Source organism: Vreelandella stevensii S18214 (genome assembly GCF_000275725.1).
Classification (GTDB): domain Bacteria; phylum Pseudomonadota; class Gammaproteobacteria; order Pseudomonadales; family Halomonadaceae; genus Vreelandella; species Vreelandella stevensii.
The window spans coordinates 32,608-52,311 of sequence record NZ_AJTS01000047.1 but is presented as its reverse complement, the minus strand read 5'-3'; the positions used below and the strand labels follow the sequence as shown (position 1 = coordinate 52,311).

The 19,704-nt window shown below is 61.6% G+C and carries 19 protein-coding genes; 4 read left to right on the top strand and 15 right to left on the bottom strand.

The genetic code is table 11. The features are described from left to right. Window positions 1-55: 55 nt before the first annotated feature. From thrC to ffh, 9 genes are all read right to left on the bottom strand, one after another. The gene (gene thrC / locus HSS18214_RS0114525) at window positions 56-1,444 is read right to left on the bottom strand and encodes a threonine synthase (protein ID WP_016916003.1); all 1,389 of its coding nucleotides are present in this window, start codon (window positions 1,442-1,444) and stop codon (window positions 56-58) included. A 2-nt stretch (window positions 1,445-1,446) separates the two neighbouring features. Next, the gene (locus HSS18214_RS0114520; protein WP_016916002.1) at window positions 1,447-2,763 is read right to left on the bottom strand and encodes a homoserine dehydrogenase; all 1,317 of its coding nucleotides are present in this window, start codon (window positions 2,761-2,763) and stop codon (window positions 1,447-1,449) included. Window positions 2,764-2,847: 84 nt separating this feature from the next. Then, window positions 2,848-3,639 carry a DsbC family protein gene (locus tag HSS18214_RS0114515; RefSeq protein WP_016916001.1) on the bottom strand — a complete coding sequence of 264 codons (792 nt, stop codon included), beginning with the start codon at window positions 3,637-3,639 and terminating at the stop codon, window positions 2,848-2,850. After that, the gene (gene xerD, locus HSS18214_RS0114510; RefSeq protein WP_016916000.1) at window positions 3,614-4,495 is read right to left on the bottom strand and encodes a site-specific tyrosine recombinase XerD; all 882 of its coding nucleotides are present in this window, start codon (window positions 4,493-4,495) and stop codon (window positions 3,614-3,616) included. Before xerD ends, HSS18214_RS0114515 begins: the two co-directional genes overlap by 26 nt. A 104-nt stretch (window positions 4,496-4,599) precedes the next feature. Next, complete coding sequence (gene rplS / locus HSS18214_RS0114505) at window positions 4,600-4,956, bottom strand: 50S ribosomal protein L19 (RefSeq protein ID WP_016915999.1); 357 nt, start codon at window positions 4,954-4,956, stop codon at window positions 4,600-4,602. 149 nt (window positions 4,957-5,105) lie between these two features. Next, window positions 5,106-5,882, bottom strand: a complete 777-nt coding sequence (gene trmD, locus HSS18214_RS0114500) for a tRNA (guanosine(37)-N1)-methyltransferase TrmD (RefSeq protein ID WP_026001959.1) — start codon at window positions 5,880-5,882, stop codon at window positions 5,106-5,108. An 89-nt stretch (window positions 5,883-5,971) separates the two neighbouring features. Further along, window positions 5,972-6,517 carry a ribosome maturation factor RimM gene (rimM, locus tag HSS18214_RS0114495; RefSeq protein WP_016915997.1) on the bottom strand — a complete coding sequence of 182 codons (546 nt, stop codon included), beginning with the start codon at window positions 6,515-6,517 and terminating at the stop codon, window positions 5,972-5,974. A 57-nt stretch (window positions 6,518-6,574) separates the two neighbouring features. Next, window positions 6,575-6,823, bottom strand: a complete 249-nt coding sequence (rpsP, locus tag HSS18214_RS0114490) for a 30S ribosomal protein S16 (RefSeq protein WP_009098555.1) — start codon at window positions 6,821-6,823, stop codon at window positions 6,575-6,577. 301 nt (window positions 6,824-7,124) lie between these two features. Continuing rightward, entirely contained in the window at window positions 7,125-8,552 is a 1,428-nt protein-coding gene (gene ffh / locus HSS18214_RS0114485) for a signal recognition particle protein (protein WP_016915996.1), read from the bottom strand. Between the two features lie 257 nt (window positions 8,553-8,809). Here ffh and HSS18214_RS0114475 point away from each other — a divergent pair, with 257 nt between their 5' ends. Further along, window positions 8,810-9,607, top strand: coding sequence for a cytochrome C assembly family protein (locus tag HSS18214_RS0114475; RefSeq protein ID WP_016915994.1), 798 nt, complete (start codon window positions 8,810-8,812; stop codon window positions 9,605-9,607). Between the two features lie 69 nt (window positions 9,608-9,676). Further along, window positions 9,677-10,951: an HlyC/CorC family transporter gene (locus HSS18214_RS0114470; protein ID WP_016915993.1), complete on the top strand. Its 1,275-nt coding sequence runs from the start codon at window positions 9,677-9,679 to the stop codon at window positions 10,949-10,951. 5 nt (window positions 10,952-10,956) lie between these two features. On the opposite strand, the gene HSS18214_RS0114465 is transcribed toward HSS18214_RS0114470, so the two are convergent. Both HSS18214_RS0114465 and HSS18214_RS0114460 read right to left on the bottom strand, forming a co-directional pair. After that, window positions 10,957-11,562, bottom strand: a complete 606-nt coding sequence (locus HSS18214_RS0114465) for a 1-acyl-sn-glycerol-3-phosphate acyltransferase (protein ID WP_156808530.1) — start codon at window positions 11,560-11,562, stop codon at window positions 10,957-10,959. A 53-nt stretch (window positions 11,563-11,615) separates the two neighbouring features. Next, complete coding sequence (locus tag HSS18214_RS0114460; protein WP_016915991.1) at window positions 11,616-12,230, bottom strand: TetR/AcrR family transcriptional regulator; 615 nt, start codon at window positions 12,228-12,230, stop codon at window positions 11,616-11,618. Between the two features lie 199 nt (window positions 12,231-12,429). Between HSS18214_RS0114460 and HSS18214_RS0114455 the strand changes: the two genes are divergently transcribed. Then, entirely contained in the window at window positions 12,430-13,116 is a 687-nt protein-coding gene (locus HSS18214_RS0114455) for an SOS response-associated peptidase (protein WP_016915990.1), read from the top strand. Further along, entirely contained in the window at window positions 13,116-15,959 is a 2,844-nt protein-coding gene (locus HSS18214_RS0114450) for an insulinase family protein (protein WP_016915989.1), read from the top strand. The genes HSS18214_RS0114455 and HSS18214_RS0114450 overlap by 1 nt, the downstream gene beginning before the upstream one ends. Before the next feature lie 13 nt (window positions 15,960-15,972). Here HSS18214_RS0114450 and sbcB read toward each other — a convergent pair whose 3' ends face one another. From sbcB to minC, 4 genes are all read right to left on the bottom strand, one after another. Beyond that, complete coding sequence (gene sbcB, locus HSS18214_RS0114445) at window positions 15,973-17,466, bottom strand: exodeoxyribonuclease I (protein ID WP_016915988.1); 1,494 nt, start codon at window positions 17,464-17,466, stop codon at window positions 15,973-15,975. A 121-nt stretch (window positions 17,467-17,587) separates the two neighbouring features. Continuing rightward, window positions 17,588-17,839, bottom strand: a complete 252-nt coding sequence (gene minE / locus HSS18214_RS0114440; protein ID WP_016915987.1) for a cell division topological specificity factor MinE — start codon at window positions 17,837-17,839, stop codon at window positions 17,588-17,590. Continuing rightward, window positions 17,836-18,654 carry a septum site-determining protein MinD gene (gene minD / locus HSS18214_RS0114435; protein WP_016915986.1) on the bottom strand — a complete coding sequence of 273 codons (819 nt, stop codon included), beginning with the start codon at window positions 18,652-18,654 and terminating at the stop codon, window positions 17,836-17,838. Before minD ends, minE begins: the two co-directional genes overlap by 4 nt. A 158-nt stretch (window positions 18,655-18,812) precedes the next feature. After that, on the bottom strand, window positions 18,813-19,559 hold the full coding sequence (gene minC / locus HSS18214_RS0114430; RefSeq protein WP_016915985.1) for a septum site-determining protein MinC: 747 nt from the start codon (window positions 19,557-19,559) through the stop codon (window positions 18,813-18,815). Between the last annotated feature and the right edge of the window lie 145 nt (window positions 19,560-19,704).

Here is a 19,704-nt window from a genome sequence, read left to right as displayed (position 1 = left end):
GAGGCTCGAGGCGAGGGTGACTGGCTGAGAGGGGTGACACTGTCGTCATGCCACCTCAGCGACGGTTGTCGGCAACGAACTGCTGCACCGCACCCAGCTCTGCCGGCAGCACGGTGTAGCGCTCTTCACGCTCCAGCAGGTCGTTCATGTGCGTGGGTAGCGGCACGCCCTGGAAGCCCGCCTTGACCACGGCTTCGGCAAATTTCGCCGGGTGGGCCGTGGCCAGGGTGATCATTGGCGTGGTGGTATCCTGACGCGCCCGCTCCGCCGCGCGATAACCGGTGGCGGTATGGGGGTCGAGAATCTCACCCGTGCGGCGATGGGCTTCGCGAATGACTTCCAGAATCGTGGCGTCATCCACGCTGTAGCTGGCGAATTTTTCCCGCAGCTTGGCCAGCGGCGCATCGGCCAGCGCCGTGGGCTCCTGCTGGAAGCGCTCCAGCAGGGCGGCCACGGCGTCGCCATCACGCTCGTAGGCATCGAACAGCAGACGTTCGAAGTTGGACGACACGACGATATCCATGGAGGGCGCTAGCGTGGCAGCCAGCTCCTTTTTGGAGAAGTCGTTGGCCGCCAGGGTACGATGCAGAATGTCGTTGGCATTGGTGGCAATGATGAACTGCTTCACTGGCAGCCCCATCTTGTAGGCCATGTAGCCCGCAAAGACGTTGCCGAAGTTGGCCGATGGCACACAGAAGCTCACTTCCCGCTGCGGTGCGCCCAGTGCGACCCCGGCGGCCACGTAGTAGACGATCTGGGCCATGATGCGCGCCCAGTTGATCGAATTCACCGCCACCAGCCGGGTGCCGTTCAGGAAGCCCTGGTTGGCAAAGCTGGCCTTGACCATGGCCTGGGCATCGTCGAAGTTGCCCTCGATGGCCACGTTGAACACGTTGTCTGCCAGTACCGTGGTCATCTGACGACGCTGCACTTCCGACACGCGGTTGTGGGGGTGCAGAATGAAGATATCCAGGTTGTCGCAGTGGCGGCAGCCTTCGATGGCCGCCGAGCCGGTATCCCCGGACGTGGCGCCCATGATCACCGCACGCTCGTCACGCTTTTTCAGGAAGTGATCCAACAGCCGCCCCAGCAGTTGCAGTGCCACGTCCTTGAACGCCAGCGTGGGCCCGTGGAACTGCTCCAGCAGGAAGTGGTTGGCGTCGAGCTGCTTCAGCGGCAGCACCGCGTCGTGATTGAACGTGGCGTAGGCATCGGTGACCAGGCCATGGAACGTCTCGTCGTCGATCTCGCCGTTGACGAAGGGCTTCATGACCCGGAAGGCGATCTCGGCATAGGAGAGCCCGGCCATGCTGGCCAGCTCTTCACGGCTGAAGGTCGGGACGCTTTCCGGCACGTAGAGGCCGCCGTCGCTGGCCATGCCGGTGAGCACGACTTCCTCGAACGAAAGCGCGGGGGCCTGACCGCGAGTACTGACGTAGCGCATGCTCACTCTCCTTCGTCCAGAGCTTCCACACGAATGCGGGTGACGGGGCCTGCGATATCGGCCATGGCCTCGATTTCGCGGATCGCTGCGTTCATCTGGCGCTCTTTGGTGCGATGGGTCAGCAGAATGATCGGTACCAGCTCGCCTTCGGTGGCCTCTTTCTGGATCAGCGCTTCGATGGAGATGCCCTGCTCGGCAAGAATCGTCGCCACACGCGCCAGCACACCAGGACGGTCCACTGCCAGCAAGCGCAGGTAGTAGGCCGTGGTGATCTCTTCCATGGGCATGATCGGCAGCTGGCTGACGTCTTCGTCGATGCCGCTGAACGCCAGGTAAGGCACTCGATAGTGGTGGTCGGTGGCGATATCACGCGCCACGTCCAGCAGGTCGGCCACCACGGCCGAAGCCGTTGGCTCGGCACCGGCACCGGCGCCGTAATAGAGCGTCGGGCCGACGGCATCGCCCATGACCGCGATGGCGTTTTTCACCCCATGGACATTGGCCAGCAAACGCTCTTTTGGAATCAGCGTGGGATGCACCCGCAGCTCCAGCCCTTGATCGGTACGCTTGGAAATGCCCAGGTGCTTGATCACATAGCCAAGGTTGTCGGCTTGCTCCACGTCTTCGGCGGTGATCCGCGAGATGCCTTCGGTAAAGGCTTTTTCAAACTGCAGCGGCACGCCGTAGGCAATGGAGGCCAGAATGGTCAGCTTGTGCGCCGCATCGATGCCTTCCACGTCGAAGGTGGGGTCGGCTTCCGCGTAGCCCAGCGCCTGGGCCTCGGCCAACACGTCTTCAAAGGCACGGCCATCGTCACGCATGTGGGTCAGGATGAAGTTGCCGGTGCCGTTGATGATACCGGCCACCCACTCGATACGGTTGGCACCCAGCCCCTCACGCAGGGACTTGATGACGGGAATACCGCCAGCCACCGCCGCCTCGAACGCCACGATCACGCCCTTTTCGTGGGCCGCGCGGAAGATCTCGTTGCCGTGCACCGCGATCAGCGCCTTGTTGGCCGTCACCACGTGCTTGCCATTGGCAATGGCCGTCAGCACCAGCTCACGGGCGATGTCGTAGCCACCGATCAGCTCGACGAGCACGTCCACGTTGGGGTTGTTGGCCACTGCGAACACGTCGGTGGTGGCGTTGATGCCGGTAATATCGCAGTCAGCATGAATACTGCGGTGAGCGACCTGTTCGATGACGATGGGACGGCCCGCGCGGCGACTGATATCGTCCGCATTACGCGTCAGCACGTTGAACGTGCCACCACCGACCGTACCTAGCCCACAAATGCCTACTCTTACCGGTTTCAAAATACTTCCCCTTTCGTGTTGGGCGCCCTTGGGCACCGCCTCGTGATTCAGTGTCTCAGCGCTATGTTCGTCACTCGGGTGACGTTATTCATCTTCCAAGCCTAACATGGCCACCAGCCGCTCGGCAGGCACAAAACCCGGCACCATCTGGCCGCTGGGCAGCACGATGGCAGGGGTACCTTGAACCCCGAGCGCCTGGCCCAGCGCATACTGCTCGGCCACCGGGTTGTCACACCGCGCACTGGCGCCAATGGCCAGCCGCTCCTTGGCCTGATTCATCGCTTCGCTGCGATTGTCGGAGCACCATACCTGCTGAAGCGTTTCCGCAGCGGCGCTGCTCATGCCCGCGCGCGGGAAGGCCAGATAGTGTACCGCAATCCCGCGCTCGTTGAGCTCTGGAATCGTCTCGTGAAGACGCTCACAGTAAGGGCAGGTAGGGTCGGTAAACACGATGACCGTTGCCCTGGGCTCACCGACGCCGCGAAAAATGACACGCTCGTCTTCGGGAACCGCGGCCAGCGCCTCGGCCCGCTGCAGATTGCGCGACTGCTCGGTCAGGTTGACCAGCCCATTATCGGCGTTTTCAAACAGATCCCCCACCAGAAAGTGGCTGCCATCGGCATTGGAGTAGAACGACTCACCGCTCTCCAGGCGCACATGGTAGATGCCTTCCATCGGCGTGACGCTGACCTGCTCTACCGGCATCGGCTGGCCATTGACGCTCAGGCTTTCGGCCAGGCGGTCGGCCGTGGCGTCCGCCAGGGCCAGCGAGGGCAGCAGGCTGATTGCCAGCACCCACCAGGGGGCACGGGATGCTACACATTCAGGCATACGTTGACGCATTGTTTTCTCAACCTCTTGGATGGTGGTCGGCATGCAGCTGCTCCAGGCGCGCCTGGGCGACGTGCGTATAAATTTGCGTGGTCGATAGATCGCTATGACCCAGCAGCAGCTGTACGACACGTAAATTGGCACCATGATTCAATAAGTGGGTGGCAAACGCATGACGCAGCGTATGCGGCGACAGTGGCCTCGAGATACCAGCCGTGATGGCGTGGGCCTTGATACGGTGCCAAAAGGTCTGGCGAGTCATGGCACGGTCACCCCGACCGGGAAACAGTGCGGGCCGCGTCGGGTCCTGCATCAAGGCAGGACGCGCCGTGCGCAGGTAGCGCTCCAGCCACTCGGCAGCCTCCTCTCCCATGGGCACCAGGCGATCCTTGTCGCCCTTGCCTCGCACCCGCACCACCCCTTGGCGCAGGTTCACTGCATCGCCGGTCAAACCCACCAGCTCGGAAACCCGCAGCCCACAGGCGTAGAGCAGCTCCAGCATGGCGCGATCACGCACGCCCAGCGGCGTTTCGATGTCCGGCGCCAGCAGCAGCCGCTCCACTTCGTCCTCTTCCAGCGTGTTGGGCAGGCTGGGGCGCACCCGTGGAAGCGCCACTCGGGCCAACGGGTCGGCATCGATATGTCCGTACAGCCGCGCCCAGCGATAAAAGCTGCGCAGCGACGACACCAGGCGCGCATTGCTGCGCAGCTGATACCCCTGCTCACGGCGCTGGTCGAGCCACACGCCCAGGCGATCCGGCGAGGCCGTCAACAGCGTCTCGCCCTCCTCCGCCAACCACTGCTGCCAGGCCGTCAAGTCGCGCCGGTAGGCCGCTAGCGTATGGTCACTGGCACCCTGTTCCAGCCAAAGGGCGTCCAGATAGGCATCGATCATGCTCATACGCAAACGGTCTCATGCTAGAACGATAAACAAAAACCCCGCTCCGCAAAGCGGTAACGGGGTTTTCCGTATCCGAGCGCCAAGCGCCCGTGAAAGCGTGGTGATTAAACCAGCTTTTCCTTGATACGTGCAGATTTACCGCTACGCTCACGCAGGTAGTAAAGCTTGGCTTGACGAACGTCACCGCGACGCTTGACTTCGATGGAGTCAACCAGCGGGCTGTAAGTCTGGAAAGTACGCTCAACGCCAACACCGTGAGAAATCTTGCGCACGGTGAAAGCGGAGTTCAGGCCACGGTTACGCTTGCCGATGACCACACCTTCAAACGCCTGCAGACGCTCGCGAGTACCTTCTTTTACTTTAACCTGAACGACAACGGTGTCGCCCGGTGCAAAAGCAGGAATCTCTTTGCTCATTTGCTCGGCTTCGATCGCCTGGATCACCTTGTTCTTGCTGCTCATCTTCATGCTCCTAAATAACGTAGTGGTTTGCCGCGCAGTTGTGGAAGGGGCAAACCGTGATCCCGGCGCTCGAAGCGAGCCACGCGGGAGTCGTTATGGGTGACACAGGTGCGCTGGCCAACGCCTTCGCCCTGCACCGCCGCCATCCTCTAGGGTGTCGTTGTCGACACCACAGACGAGGCGTGTTCCTCGATGAACTCATCCAGCAGCCGTTGCTGCTCGGCATTCAGGGTACGTCCGCTCAGCAGGTCAGGTCGACGCTGCCAAGTACGCCCCAGAGACTGCTTCAACCGCCAGCGCTTGATGGCGGCATGGTTACCGCTCAACAGCACGTCAGGCACTTTGCGCCCGTCGATCACTTCCGGGCGAGTATAGTGCGGGCAGTCCAGCAGGCCGTCGTTAAACGAGTCCTCGATAGCGGAGTCCTGATGACCCAGTACACCGGGTATCAGCCTTGCCGCTGCGTCGATCAGCACCATGGCCGGCAGTTCGCCGCCACTGAGCACATAATCACCGATCGACCACTCTTCATCGATGTCACTCTCCACCACACGCTCGTCGATACCTTCGTAGCGTCCGGCAACCACCACCAGGGGTCCTGCGGCGGCCAGCGCCTGAACTCCCTGCTGATCGAGCTTGCGCCCCTGGGGCGACAAGTAGATCACGGTGGGCGTAAAACCGGTTGCCTGCTCCGCGCGCTGGCGGGCATCGGCAATCGCAGCCCTGAGGGTATCGACCTTCATCAGCATGCCGGGGCCACCCCCGTAAGGGCGATCATCGACACTGCGATGGCGGTCGGTGGCGTAGTCGCGTGGATTCCAGAACTCCAGGGCAATCTGCTGCTTCTCGACGGCTCGACCGATCACACCCTGCTGGGTAATCGCATCGAACATGTCAGGGAACAGCGATACCACGCCAATCCACATGGCGGGCGCGTCTGTCGCACTTTCCACGGGTGCCGGTGAAGTCATCGTCGCATCCGCTTCCGCTCGTTCCGTCAAAGCGTTCTGGCTCATCAAAACTCGGGGTCCCAGTCGACGACCATACGGCCCTCTTCCAGGTGGATCTCAACGATCACGTCATCGGGCAGGAAAGGCAACAATCGCTCTCGCTTGTCGATTGCGTCGTCGTCTCCACGTACCACCATGACATCGTTTGCGCCGGTCTCGAACAGGTAGCTGACCCGTCCCAGCCGCTCGCCTGACTGAGTAAAGACCGCGAGGCCCTCGAGCTCATGCCAGTAATACTCATCGTCGGAAAGCTCGGGCAGTGCGTCCTTGGGCATCAGAATATCCGCCTGGGCCAGCGCTTCGGCCGCCGTACGGTCATCGACCCCTTTCAGTTGCACAACCAGTCCCTTGCCTTGCCGACTGCCCTGAACGACGCGCATGGGGGTCAACGTATTACCTTGACGCACCCACCACTCAGGGTATTCCAGAATGCTGTCCATGGGATTGGTATAGGAGTAGACCTTCAGCCAACCTTTGATCCCGTGAGGGCTGGTCAGCTTACCAAGCACAACGTGCGTGTCGTCAGTCGGGCTGGTTTCAAAACGCGTCATTGACGACCACTCCACAACAGCATTGATGAACGGCGATATCTCACACAACGCTCAGGCTTACGCCTGCTTGCGTGCTTCCTTGACCAGCTCGGCAACGCGACCAGACAGCTGGGCGCCTTGGCTCTGCCAGTGAGTCACACGGTCCAGATCAACGCGCAGACGCTCTTCCTGACCACGGGCAACCGGGTTGAAGAAACCGATACGCTCGATGAAACGGCCGTCACGGGCGTTGCGAGAGTCGGTCACGGTCAGGTGATAAAAGGGACGCTTCTTGGCGCCACCACGTGCCAAACGAATGGTAACCATACGATAACTATCCTTCGGTTGAGGTTACGCGAGTGGGGCATAGCGCCAATGCGCTATCAGAACACTCGTCATACTGTTTTCTTAGTGCTCCTGCCTCACCAGGGCTTGCGAAACGCTTGCCTGGCCCAGCAGAGGGCACCTTCAGGACCTTCATCCATGGAATATCGCCCAGTGCCAGAGCACTTTTCAGCAACACCCAAACATGAAGAGGCCGCATTCTACGCAAATGCGACCTGCTTGGAAAGCCTGACAGCCAGAAAACTCACAGGCCGTCAACCTTGCAAAGGGGCATCAGGCGGGCTCAGCGCCAGGGCAAACCACCCGGGCCACCCATTCCGCCCATGCCTCCCATACCGCCGGGGCCACCTGGGCCGCCGGGGCCTTTACCGCCCATCATGCCGGACATGCCACGCATCATCTTCTGCATGCCGCCCTTCTGGCCGGCTTTCTTCATCATCTTTTGCATCTGTTTGTGCTGCTTCAGCAGCCGGTTCAGGTCCGGCACCTGAAGTCCGGCACCTGCCGCGATGCGGCGCTTGCGCGAACCGTTGATGATATCGGGCTTGCGGCGCTCCTTGGGCGTCATGGAGTTGATCAGCGCCTCCAGCTTGCCCAGCTCCTTTTCTGGCCCGGGGCCCTGGGCCATCTCTGCCATCTGACCCATGCCCGGCAGCTTGCCCAACAGGCCGCCCATGCCGCCCATTTTCTTGAGCTGCTGGAGCTGGTCGCGGAAGTCTTCCAGGTCGAAACCATCGCCTTTCTTGACCTTACTGGCCAGCTTCGCGGCCTTGTCCTTGTCGACGGTGCGCTCGGCTTCTTCGATCAGCGACAGCATGTCGCCCATGCCCAGAATGCGCGAGGCTACGCGATCAGGATGGAAGGGCTCCAGGGCATCGACCTTTTCACCCACCCCCATGAACTTGATCGGCTTGCCGGTCACGTGGCGCACCGACAGCGCGGCACCGCCACGGGCATCGCCGTCGGCCTTGGTCAGAATGACGCCGGTCAGCGGCAGCGCTTCATGGAAGGCCTTGGCGGTATTCACCGCATCCTGACCGGTCATGGCGTCGACGACGAACAGCGTTTCCTGGGGTTCGATGGCTTTATGCAGGGCCTGAATTTCGGCCATCATGGCGTCGTCGATGGCCAGGCGGCCAGCGGTATCTACCAGCACGACGTCATGGAACTGAATTTTGGCGTGTTTGATGGCTGCCGTGGCGATATCCACCGGCTTTTCGTCAGAGCGCGACGGATAGAAATCTACCTGCACCTCTTTGGCGAGGGTTTCCAACTGGTCGATGGCCGCAGGGCGATAGACGTCTGCCGAAACCACCAGCACTTTCTTCTTTTCGCGCTCGCGCAGGTAGCGGGCCAGCTTGGCCACCGAGGTGGTTTTACCCGCGCCCTGCAAACCTGCCATCAGCACCACGGCAGGAGAGCCTTTCAGGGAGAGGCCTTCATTGGCCTCGCCCATGATGGCTTCCAGCTCCTGCTGGACGATCTTGACGAACTGCTGACCCGGCGACAGGCTCTTGGAGACTTCCTGGCCTACCGCACGTTCACGCACCCGATCGATGAACGCCTTGACCACGGGCAGCGCCACGTCGGCCTCGAGCAGCGCCTTGCGCACTTCTCGCAGCGTGTCTTTGATGTTGTCGTCGGTCAGGCGCGCCTGACCCTTGATAGACTTCAGCGTCTGGGATAGACGCTCGCTCAAATTCTGAAACATGGGGCCTCTGCCTCCGTCGCTGTCGCCGGGTGTCTTCACCGGACGAATGTGACATCGATTATACGCGCTCACGCCGTCAGTCTCCATGGCCGCAAGCGTTGGCTAGCCATGACTGTGCGATGCTGCCATGATTCGTTATAGTAGCAGTACCGCTTTAGAAGAAGCGGCAGTGACCGGGCCCTGCGACGTTTTGCAGAAACGTTTGGCCGGTCGCCACGTTTACCCCATGACGCGCTGCCAGGCGCACGGATAGCATCATGCAGGCGCTACCTTTCGCCACGATTGCTTTTGTACTCTATGTTGCTGCTGCCATCTGGCAGGGCATGACGCTGTTTCGCCGCGTGCCGCCACGCCAGGGCATGGTGCGCCTGTTGGGCGCCCTTGGCCTGCTGCTGCATATTCCCGTGGTGGTCAAGCTGGTGGGCGCCGCCCCCGGCTTGCTGCCGGGCTTCACCACCAGCGCCACGCTATTGATGGCCGTGGCGGTCAACGTGGTGCTGGTGGCCAGCCTGTTCAAGCCCGTCTTGAACGCCGGTATCGTGCTGTTTCCGCTGGCGGGCATCGCGCTGATCGTCGCCACCTGGCTGCCCAGCCAGGGTAGCCACAGCGGCTTGACCCCCGGCATCCTGCTGCACGCGGTCAGCTCGGCCCTGGCCTTCGCCGTGCTGGCCATCGCCGCCGTACAGGCGGTACTGGTGGGGCTACAAAACCAGGCCCTGCGTCATCACCACATACGCGGCATCGTGCAGTCACTGCCACCGCTGACCACCATGGAGCGGGTGCTGTTCGAGCTGGTATGGGCGGGCATTCTGCTGCTCACGATATCCATCGCCAGTGGTCTGATCTTCCTGGACAACCTGTTTGCCCAGCACCTGGCTCACAAGACCGTGCTATCGCTGGGGGCTTGGGTCATCTTCACGACGCTGCTGGTGGGCCGCTACCGTTTCGGCTGGCGTGGCATGCGCGCCGTACGTTGGACCCTGGGTGGCTGTGCTCTGTTGCTGCTGGCGTATTTCGGCAGCAAGTTCGTGCTGGAAATCCTGCTGAATCGCTAGGCGCGCCTTGACACGCTACCTGCATGACTCTACAAATCGAGCCTGACACGCCATAAAGGAACATTCGACTTGAGCGACGACTTCCCCCTGGGGTTACTGTTCGGCCTGCTAGCCTTGCTGATTTTACTGTCTGCCTTCTTCTCCAGCTCTGAAACGGGCATGATGTCGATCAACCGCTACCGACTCAGCCACCAGGCAAACAGCGGCGACCGCCGTGCCAAACGGGTCATGCGCCTGCTGACACGTCCCGACCGTCTGATTGGCGTCATCCTGATTGGCAACAACTTCGTCAACAACCTGGCCGCATCCATTGCGACCATCATCGCCATTCACTTTTTTGGCGATGTCACAGGGCCAGCCGTCGCGACGGCGTTACTGACCATCACCATCCTGGTCTTTGCCGAGGTCACGCCCAAGACCTACGCAGCCATCAAGCCCGAGCGCATCGCCTACCCCACGTCGGTAGCACTGGAGCCGCTGCTCAAGCTGCTCTACCCGCTGGTATGGCTGGTCAATATGGTCTCCAATGGACTGCTGAGGCTCGTTGGCGTGAAAAGCGTCGACAACGGCGGTGACAGCCTGACCCGCGACGAGCTGCGTACCGTGGTGCATGAAGCAGGCACCCTGATTCCTTACCGCCACCGGGCCATGCTGCTGTCGATTCTGGATCTCGAAAACGTCACGGTGAACGACATCATGGTGCCGCGGCATGAAGTGCTGGGCATCGATCTGGATGACTCCCTGGAAGAGATCCTGACCCAGATCCGCACCAGCCAGCATACTCGCTTGCCAGTCTACAAAGGTGATATCAACAACATCATCGGCATGCTGCATCTGCGTAACGCAGCGCGCTTTTTATCCCGCGATGCAGTCACCAAGGCCGCCATCGTTCAGGAAGCACGCGAGCCCTATTTCATTCCCGAGTCGACACCGCTGCATACCCAACTGCTGAATTTCCAGAAACAGAAACGGCGCATCGGCATCGTCGTCGACGAGTATGGCGATGTGGAAGGACTGGTGACCCTGGAAGACATTCTGGAAGAGATCGTCGGCGAGTTCACCACCGACGTGTCCGAAGACGAAGAGATTCATCAGCAGGACGACGGCAGCCACGTCATCGAAGGCACGGCCAATATCCGCGAGATCAACAAGATGCTGGGCTGGCAACTGCCCACCGACGGCCCGAAAACCCTCAACGGGCTGATTCTCGAACACCTGGAATCTTTCCCGGACGGCCCGGCCTGCCTGCAGATAGGCAATACGCGGATGGAAATTCTCGAGATTCGCGACAACCTGATCACTTCCGCCCGCTGTTGGCAGAAGCACCGCCTGCCGCGTCGTTGACGCGGCTAACGGTGCGCGATGTCGCTATCGGCCGCGGCCTTGAGCGCCCTTACCCGGGTCTCCAGGTAGCGCCGCAGGGCAACGCCCTCCACCTCTTGTACGGTAATGGGCGGGCCAAAGTGCAGGCTGACCGGCGCTCTGAACCGCGACGGCCACTTCTTCAAGGCTTTGCCGCCGTAATGTGACGTCCAGGAACCCCATAGCCCGGCCAGCCCGGCAGGGATCACCGGCACGTTGTCACGGGCCAGAATGGTCTCCAGCCCACGGCGAAAGGTGTGAATCTCGCCATCGGGGGTCAAGCGCCCTTCCGGAAACACCATGACCACGTCGCCATCGCGCAGCGCCTTGCTGACTTCGTCCAGCGTGCGCCGCAGCGCGCCGGGGCTATGGCGCTCCGACTCGATGGGAATGGCACCTACCAGTTGAAACCACCACTTGAGCCAGCGGGACTCGAAGATGGGCTGGTCCATCACGAACCGCAGCGGTCGGGGGCTGGCGCCTCCCAGTACCAGAGCGTCCATGAAACTGACATGGTTGCACACTACCAGCGCCGCGCCCTGTTTCGGCACGTGCCCTTGCCCATGCACCGTCAACCGATAGCAGCCACGCATGGCAAGATAGATCAAACGACGTAGCAGGCGGCGCAGCGCCTTCACCCCTGCTGTCACGTCACCGCCTCCCGGTGCCGCAATCCGGCCAATACCGTGCTCATCAACTGCTCCAACAGCTCATCGACCTTCAACTGCTGCCCCTGCCAGTAGCCCAATCGCTCGTTCAATCCCAGTTGCACCAGGCCATGCACACTCCCCCACAGCGTACGCCCCAGACGGCGCGCTTCGAGGTCGTCCAGCGCAGGCTGGTACTGTTTCAGTGAGGTTTCCACCTGAGTAAACAGCGCCTCGATGAGAGCGCTTTGGCGCTGATCCAGCTCACCCTCCTGGGCCAGCGGATAGTCGAACAACAGCTGCCAGCGGTAACAATCCTGCTCGGCAAAGCGCCAATAGGCATGCGCCAGAGCACGCAACCAGGGTTCAGGGTCATCGGCCGCCAAGCCGGTAATGGTCTGCTGCAACCGGGCCAGGGTCTCAACGTTGACATGCTGCAACAGGTTATTGAAGCTGCCATATAACTTGAGCAGGGTACTGGGCGCACAGCCCACTTCTCGGGCCAGGGCACGCAGTGATAGGCCATGAACTGGCTGCTGAGCCAACCACTCATCACAAGCGTGCATGACCTGCGTATGGAGGGCGTCGGGCGCATGCTGTCTGGGACGGGCCATGGCGATCTCTTAGGGTCAACGGCAAACAGGAAAGATTGCCTCATCGCGCTTTAGCGAGAGCAAGGACTACGATAGGATACCTTACATCGAACACTGTTTTCGACACTAAAACACGACATTTAACGTATTCACACCGCTTACCCCGTTTTGACCTTGCCCCGTGGCAGTCAAGCGACCGCGTTGCACTCGAGGAGACCGCATGACGGGACGCCTACACGTACAGCGCTTACCGCTCGCTCGTCTATTGCCAGCGCTCACCTCGGCGGCGCCGCTGATCGAGTCGCCGAACATGGCCCCGCGCCAGCCTGTCTCTGCCATTCGCATGGCGCAGGGCCGCATGACGCTGTCACCGCTGTTCTGGGGCCTTACCCCCCCTTGGCTGAAAGTGCTCGACCACGCCCCCCACTGCGCCAGGGCCGAAACCTTGAGCAAACGCGCCATGTTTCAGGAGGCGTTCAACGCCCGGCGCTGCGTGATCCCGGTGAGCGGCTTTTATGTCTGGAAGCCCCAGGCACGCAACAAGCAGCCTTATCTGGTGACCCACGTGCAGCGCACCCCCCTGCTGCTGGGTGCCCTCTGGTGCCGCTACCACACCACCTTGACGACCTTTACCGACTCGACGGCCTTGATCAGCGTGCCGGCCAATGCCTGCCTGTCACCGCTGACCGACCGCCTGCCGGTGGTGATCGCCCCTGAAGACGTCACGACATGGCTGGACCCGAACACCGACCCCGACCAACTGACACCGCTATTGATGCCGGCCCCTCTGGAACTGTTGGGCGCTTTTCCGGTATCAAGGCATGTGAACAACCCTGCCTTTCAGTCACCCTCCTGCGCGCATCCCGTTGGGCCCATGCTGCGCTGGACCGTGCCACAGGAGCTGTAATGCTGCGACTCATCCCTGCTTACCCGCCGCGCCTTGCTGCGCGGCACATCGCCCTTGGCCTGTCTACAGGGCTACTTTGGGGGGCTCTGCCCGGTGCCTGGGCCGAAGAGAGCCCCATTGCCGACGTGGTAACCCCCACCGTCAGCCCCTTCGACGAGCGTGACTACCGGGTACTGACGCTGGAAAATGGCCTGCAGGCGCTGCTGGTCAGCGACCCCAATGCCGACAAGGCGGCGGCCTCCATGAACGTGCGGGTCGGCAGTGCACAAGACCCGGAAGACCTGCAGGGGCTGGCGCACTTCCTGGAGCACATGCTGTTTCTGGGCACCGAACCCTACCCCCAGTCGGATGCCTACCAGCGTTTCATTTCCGATAATGCAGGCTCCCATAACGCCTTCACTGCCCAGCAGGACACCAACTACTTCTTCGATGTCGCGCCCTCGGCACTGCCCGGCGCCCTGGATCGTTTCAGCGAATTTTTCCTCTCACCGCTGTTCAATGCCGACCAGCTGGAGAGCGAACGCAATATCGTCCACTCCGAGTACATGGCGCGCATACGTGATGAGTCGCGGCGCGAGAACGACGTCCTGAACCAGTTGCTCAACCCGGCGAACGCCACCACCGGCTTTGCCGTGGGCAGCCGTGACACCCTGGCCAACCCGCCAGAGGGCGAGGCGACGCTGCGTGAGCGGGTGATCGACTTCTATCATCGCTACTACGATGCCAATGTAATGAACCTGGCCGTAGTCGCTCCTCAGCCGCTGGACGAGCTGGAAAGCCTGGTGGTCGAGCGCTTTGCCGAGATCCCGGATCACGGTCTCAGCGTGCCGGTGATCGATGCACCGCTGGTGGATTCGGACACGCTCCCCCGCTATATCGAGCGTCAGTCACTGCAGGACCGCCGTCAGCTGCGCTTTTACTTTCCGATTCCAGACCCCACGGACGAGTACCGCACCAAGCCCACCCAGCTCATGTCTCATCTGCTGGGTGACGAGAGCGACGGCAGCTTACTGGCCGTGCTCCGCCAGGCAGGACTGGCCGACGGGCTATCCGCCGGCGTGGGCCGCGGTGACGGCAACCACGCCCTGTTCACCGTCTCCATCAGCCTGACCCCCGCCGGGGCCGAGCGGCTGGACGACATCGAAGCCACCCTCTTCGCCGCCATTGAGCAAATTCGTGAAGAGGGCCTGGCCGAATGGCGCTATGAGGAACAGCAGCGGTTGAGCGAGCAGGCCTTCCGCTTCCAGCAGCACGGCGCACCCCAACAGGAAGCCACGCGCCTGGCCATGAGCCTTTCGCGCTACCCCGTGGAAGACGTGCAGTACGCGCCGTATCGCATGGATGGCATGGATAGCGAGCGTCAGCAGGAGTATCTGGATGCGCTGACACCTCAGAACATGCTGCGTTTCTACTCCGCCCCGGATATCGAAAGCGAACAGGTCTCGCCCTGGTTCAATACCCAGTGGCGCGAGCAGAAGCCTGCACAGCCGGGCCGGGCCCTGGAGGGCCTGGCGCTGGCAGAACCCAACCCCTTCATTGCCGAAGACCTGACGCTGCAGCCCGGCCAGGACGAGCGCCCCTCCTCGCTCATCGACACAGAGACCTTTGCCGCCTGGCACATGCAGGATAGTCGATTCAACACGCCCAGCGTCGAATGGCGGGTCAGCCTGCAGCACCCCAGCGCCAGCTACTCAGCCGAAGAAGCGGTGCTGACACGCCTGCTGGCCAGCTGGCTGAACGACAGCCTCAACGAATCGCTCTACCCCGCCTGGCTGGCAGGGCAAGCCTTCAGCGCCTACCCCCATGCACGCGGCATCACGCTGTCGTTTTCGGGTTGGCGGGATGGGCAAACGCCGCTGATCGAGCAGGCCATTGCGCAACTCAAACAGGCCGACATTTCGGCAAGCGCCTTCGAGCGCGTGCGTTATCAGCTGCAACGCGAGTGGCGTAATGCACCGCAGGGATCGCTCACCGGGCAGGCCAGCCGCGCGCTGGGCGAAGCCCTGCTGACCCCGCAGTGGTCCAGCGCCGAGCTGCTGGAAGCAAGCCAGCGCCTGGAGAAACAGCACCTGGACAACTTCCGGCGCCGCTTCCTGGGCAATCTGTACATCGACGCCATGGCCGTGGGCAACCTGACCGCTGACCAGGCACGGGAGCAGGCCAATCTGATCCGCGGTGCCCTGACGCCGCGCCTGAGCCGTGACGACATTCCTGCCCTGCTGCCGCTGCGGGTGGCCGATGACCCCACCACGCTACAGCCTCACAGCACTCGTGAAGAGTCGCTGGTACTCCGCTACCTGCAAGGGCGCGATCAGAGCCTCGAAGAGCAGGCACGACTCAGCGTTCTGGCGCAGTGGCTGGATACGCCGTTCTACCAGCAGCTGCGTACCGAAGAGCAGCTGGGCTATATCGTCAATGCGGGCTACTCACCGCTACTGGAAGCACCGGGGGTTGCGCTGATCGTGCAGTCGCCCGATGTGGATAGCGCCACGATCGCCGAGCGCATGGATGACTTCTTGCACCAGGCACAAGCGCGCCTCGAGGCGCTGAGCGATGAGGAGCTAGCCGCGCACCGTCAGGCCGTGCACGACCGGCTGCGCCAGCGGGACACCAGCCTGCAGGGCATGGCCAACCGCTACTGGCAGGCCACGGCACTGGAAGAGATTCGTTTTGACCGCCGCGAGCGGCTGGCCGAGCTGGCACTGGACGTTACCCCGGAAGCGCTGCAGACACTGTGGCCCGAGCTGCTCGGCCATCGTCTGGACATCCGCTTCGACCCAGGTGACGCGCCCAGCGACATCACCGCCTACCGCAACGCACGCACCTCCTTCAACGAGCGCTAGCCTTCCACCCCGCTCAGGCGTCGAACGCCTGGGCGGGCATCATGGCCTCCACGTACATCACCAGCTCTTCCAGTATCTGCCGCTCATGGTCACTCAGCGACTGCTGATTGTAACGTTCGATTTCTCGGGCAAACGCTTTCAAGGTAAACCCGGATAACGCCGGATCGTTCATGCGCATCCAGCGAAAAGCTTCCCACTGCTCACGCTCATCGCCTTCCAGCGTTTCCGGATAGCTACGGGCGCGGAAGCGGAACAGCATCTCTTCCAGACGCGGATCCTGAAAGGCAAAGCGCTGGCCCACCAGATCCCATGGCTCCATGGCTAGCACGCTTTCCATCTGCTGGCGGTCTGCCGCCGAGAAAAAGCTGCCGGCGTACAGCATCAGGTCAGGGTCCTGGGGCGATGCTTCATGCTTGGCATCAAACACCTCTCTGACCTTCTGGGCCACCCCGGCGGCAGCGCGCAGGGTTTTCCAGTGGCCTCGGCAAGCCTCGATATCCACACCCAGTCGGGCGGCAATCGCCCCGTACTCTCCCTTGTGCTCACCCTCGATATCCTTGAGCACCGTGGCTGGAAAGACCACCGGGCAGCGGTTGATGTGAATCACCTTGAGGGGAATACGCGCCTCGCCTTCAGAGAGATCCTGCTGGCTGACGAACACCCGCTCACGAATCTGCTCGGCGCTCAATGAGAGCAGGTCGTCCGGTGCCACGCTCAGGTCATAGACGATCACCCCGTTGGGGTTGGTGGGATGCTCGGCCAAGGGCATGACCAGGGCGCTACAGCCACGACTGGCCGGGTAGCGGCGCGAAATATGCAGCAGCGGCTTGGCATTCGGCAGATCCAGCTGCTGGGCCACCGCCCGTTTGCCGCGCAGGCCCAGCAAGTAGTCGAACAGCTTGGGATTGCGCGTCTTGAGCAACCTTGCCAGGGCAATGGTGGCACGCACATCGGCCACCGCATCGTGGGCCCCTTCATGGGCAATGCCGTTGGCCGCCGTCAGATGCTCCAGTTTGAAGCTGGGTGCGCCATCGTCACGAAGCGGCCACTCGATACCCTCCGGGCGCAGCGCGTAAAAAGCCCGTACGACGTCGATCAGGTCCCAGCGAGAATTGCCGTTCTGCCACTCACGGGCATAGGGGTCGAGCAGGTTGCGGTAAAACAGGTGGCGGGAGACTTCATCGTCGAAGCGCAGGCTGTTGTAACCCGCGACACAAGTGCCCGGCTCGCTCATGGCGCGCTGTACCTGCTGGGCAAACTGGGCTTCCGGCAGCCCTTTGCGACGGGCTTTCTGAGGCGTGATGCCGGTAATCAGACAGGCTGCCGGATGCGGCAGGTAGTCATCGGCGGGCTTGCAGTAGAGCTCGATGGGGTCGCCGATTTCGTTGAGTTCGGCGTCGGTGCGCAGTGCCGCAAACTGGGCAGGCCGATCACGGCGTGGGTCAGCACCGAAGGTCTCGTAGTCGTGCCATAGAAAACTGGCCGGGGCGGCATGGGATGGCGCCATGAGTGCATACTCCCTTGAGCGAAACCCCCTACCCACAGGCAACGCCCATGTGGGTCGGGTGGGAACAAAAGCTCAAGACTAGCACACCCACGACGCCTATCGCCGCTACATCGCCCAGCCCCTAGCTCTTGGGCAACGTCACGTTCAGCTCCAGCACCGAACAGTTGTCTTCACTGTCCAGCGAGATTTGAATGGCATCGTCATCCACGTGCACATAGCGGCGGATGACTTCCAGCAGTTCGCGCTCAAGCAGCGGCATGTAGTCTGGCTGACCACGCTGGCTACGCTGATGCGCCACGATGATTTGCAATCGTTCCTTGGCCACCGAGGCGGATTTCTTGCGCTCACGCTTCAAGAATTCCAGCAGTTTCATCGACGACTACCCCCAAACATCCGGCTCAGCAATCCCTTACGCTGAAGCTCATGAAAACGCAGCGGCACCTCTTCACCCAGCAGCCGAGACACAGTGTCGGTGTAGGCTTGCCCAGCATCACTGGCCGCATCGTGGGTCACCGGCACTCCCTGATTGGAAGCGCGCAGCACCGCTTCGGATTCGGGAATCAACCCCAGCAGGTCGATGGCCAGAATCTCACGAATGTCTTCCAGTGTGAGCATGTCGCCCGAGGTTACCCGTGACGGGTTGTAACGGGTGATCAGCAGGTGCTCCTTGACCGGCTCCCCGCCCTGCTCGGCGCGCTGGGTTTTCGAACCCAGCAGCCCCAGAATACGATCCGAATCGCGTACCGACGACACCTCGGGGTTGGTCACCACGATGGCCTCGTCGGCAAAGTACATGGCCAACTGGGCACCGCGCTCGATACCTGCCGGGGAGTCACACAGGATGAAGTCAAAATCCTCTTTCAACTGCTCAAGGATCTTTTCCACGCCTTCCTGGGTCAGCGCATCCTTGTCGCGGGTTTGCGAGGCGGGGAGGATAAACAGGTTTTCTACCCGCTTGTCACGAATCAGCGCCTGGTTCAGACCAGCCTCTCCCTGGATCACGTTGACCAGATCGTAGACCACCCGGCGCTCGCACCCCATGATCAAATCCAGGTTACGCAGCCCCACATCGAAATCGATCACGACGGTTTTCTTGCCGCGTAGCGCCAGCCCCGTCGAAATTGCCGCGGCGCTGGTAGTTTTACCGACCCCCCCTTTACCAGAGGTCACCACAATAATCTTGGCCAAGAGTCACTTCCTTCTTGAAGTCGTTTATGGCGAGCGCCGTAGCGCTATTCGCCTAACGGGAACATCAATGTCGTCAAAAGCGGTACTGTAACGGATCACGACGGTGGCGTCGCCAGGTAGAAAACATCAGTCGCTGCCCGGCCGTTCAGCCACTCGACTCAGTCCAATGGTTTGATATCCAGCTGTTCCGCGATGAAATGCACCTCAGCTGACCGCCCCAGCAGCTGAGAATCGATATCTTCCAGGCGCTTGTAGTTGCCCGCCACGGACAACAGCTCGGCTTCCAGCTCACGACAGTAGATGCCCACATCGGTATTGCCGTGGATGCCCGCCAGAGCACGCCCTCGCAAGGCGCCGTAAATATGGATACTGCCTGCCGCCAGCACTTCGGCGCCCGCATTCACCGCACCAATCACGATCAGATCACCTGCGGCGGAGCTTACCTGCTGCCCAGAACGCACGGTGCCACGGTAGAGACGCGTCACCCCCGACGTCTGAGCAGGAGGGAGCGCTTCCTCATCGGCCGCTGGGGTCGGTTCAGCCAGCGGCGCGACACTTTCCAACGCCCTTGCGCGCCCCTCTTCTACCGGGGCAAACCAGCCCAACCCCAGCGCCCAGGCAGACTGGCGTATTGGCTCTGCCCCACCGCGCACGGCCACGGGCAGCAGCTTGTGATCGCGACATACGGCACAGATACGCTCCAGTGCCAGGTGCGGCTCATCGAGTTTTTCCACGCTCAACACAACCGGTGTATGCTGAAAGAACGCGGGGGATTGCGACAACTTGCCAGCCAACTGCCGACGGATGCGCTCCGGGTCAGCACTGGTCAGCTCCATGACGGTCATCGGCAGCATGCCGCCCTTGAAGGTGAAGGCTATGTCGGCACTGTTGGCGTTGAGGCTCATGGCCGAACTCCATGTCTTGTTCAGATAAAATAAGGGTAGCGCAATCTCACGCCTTGGGTTGTGATTGACTGGAAAACTCACAACCATAGGGCAAAGCTAAGCGACAGTGACGATGACTGCAACCGCCTACTCATCGATGGCTGAT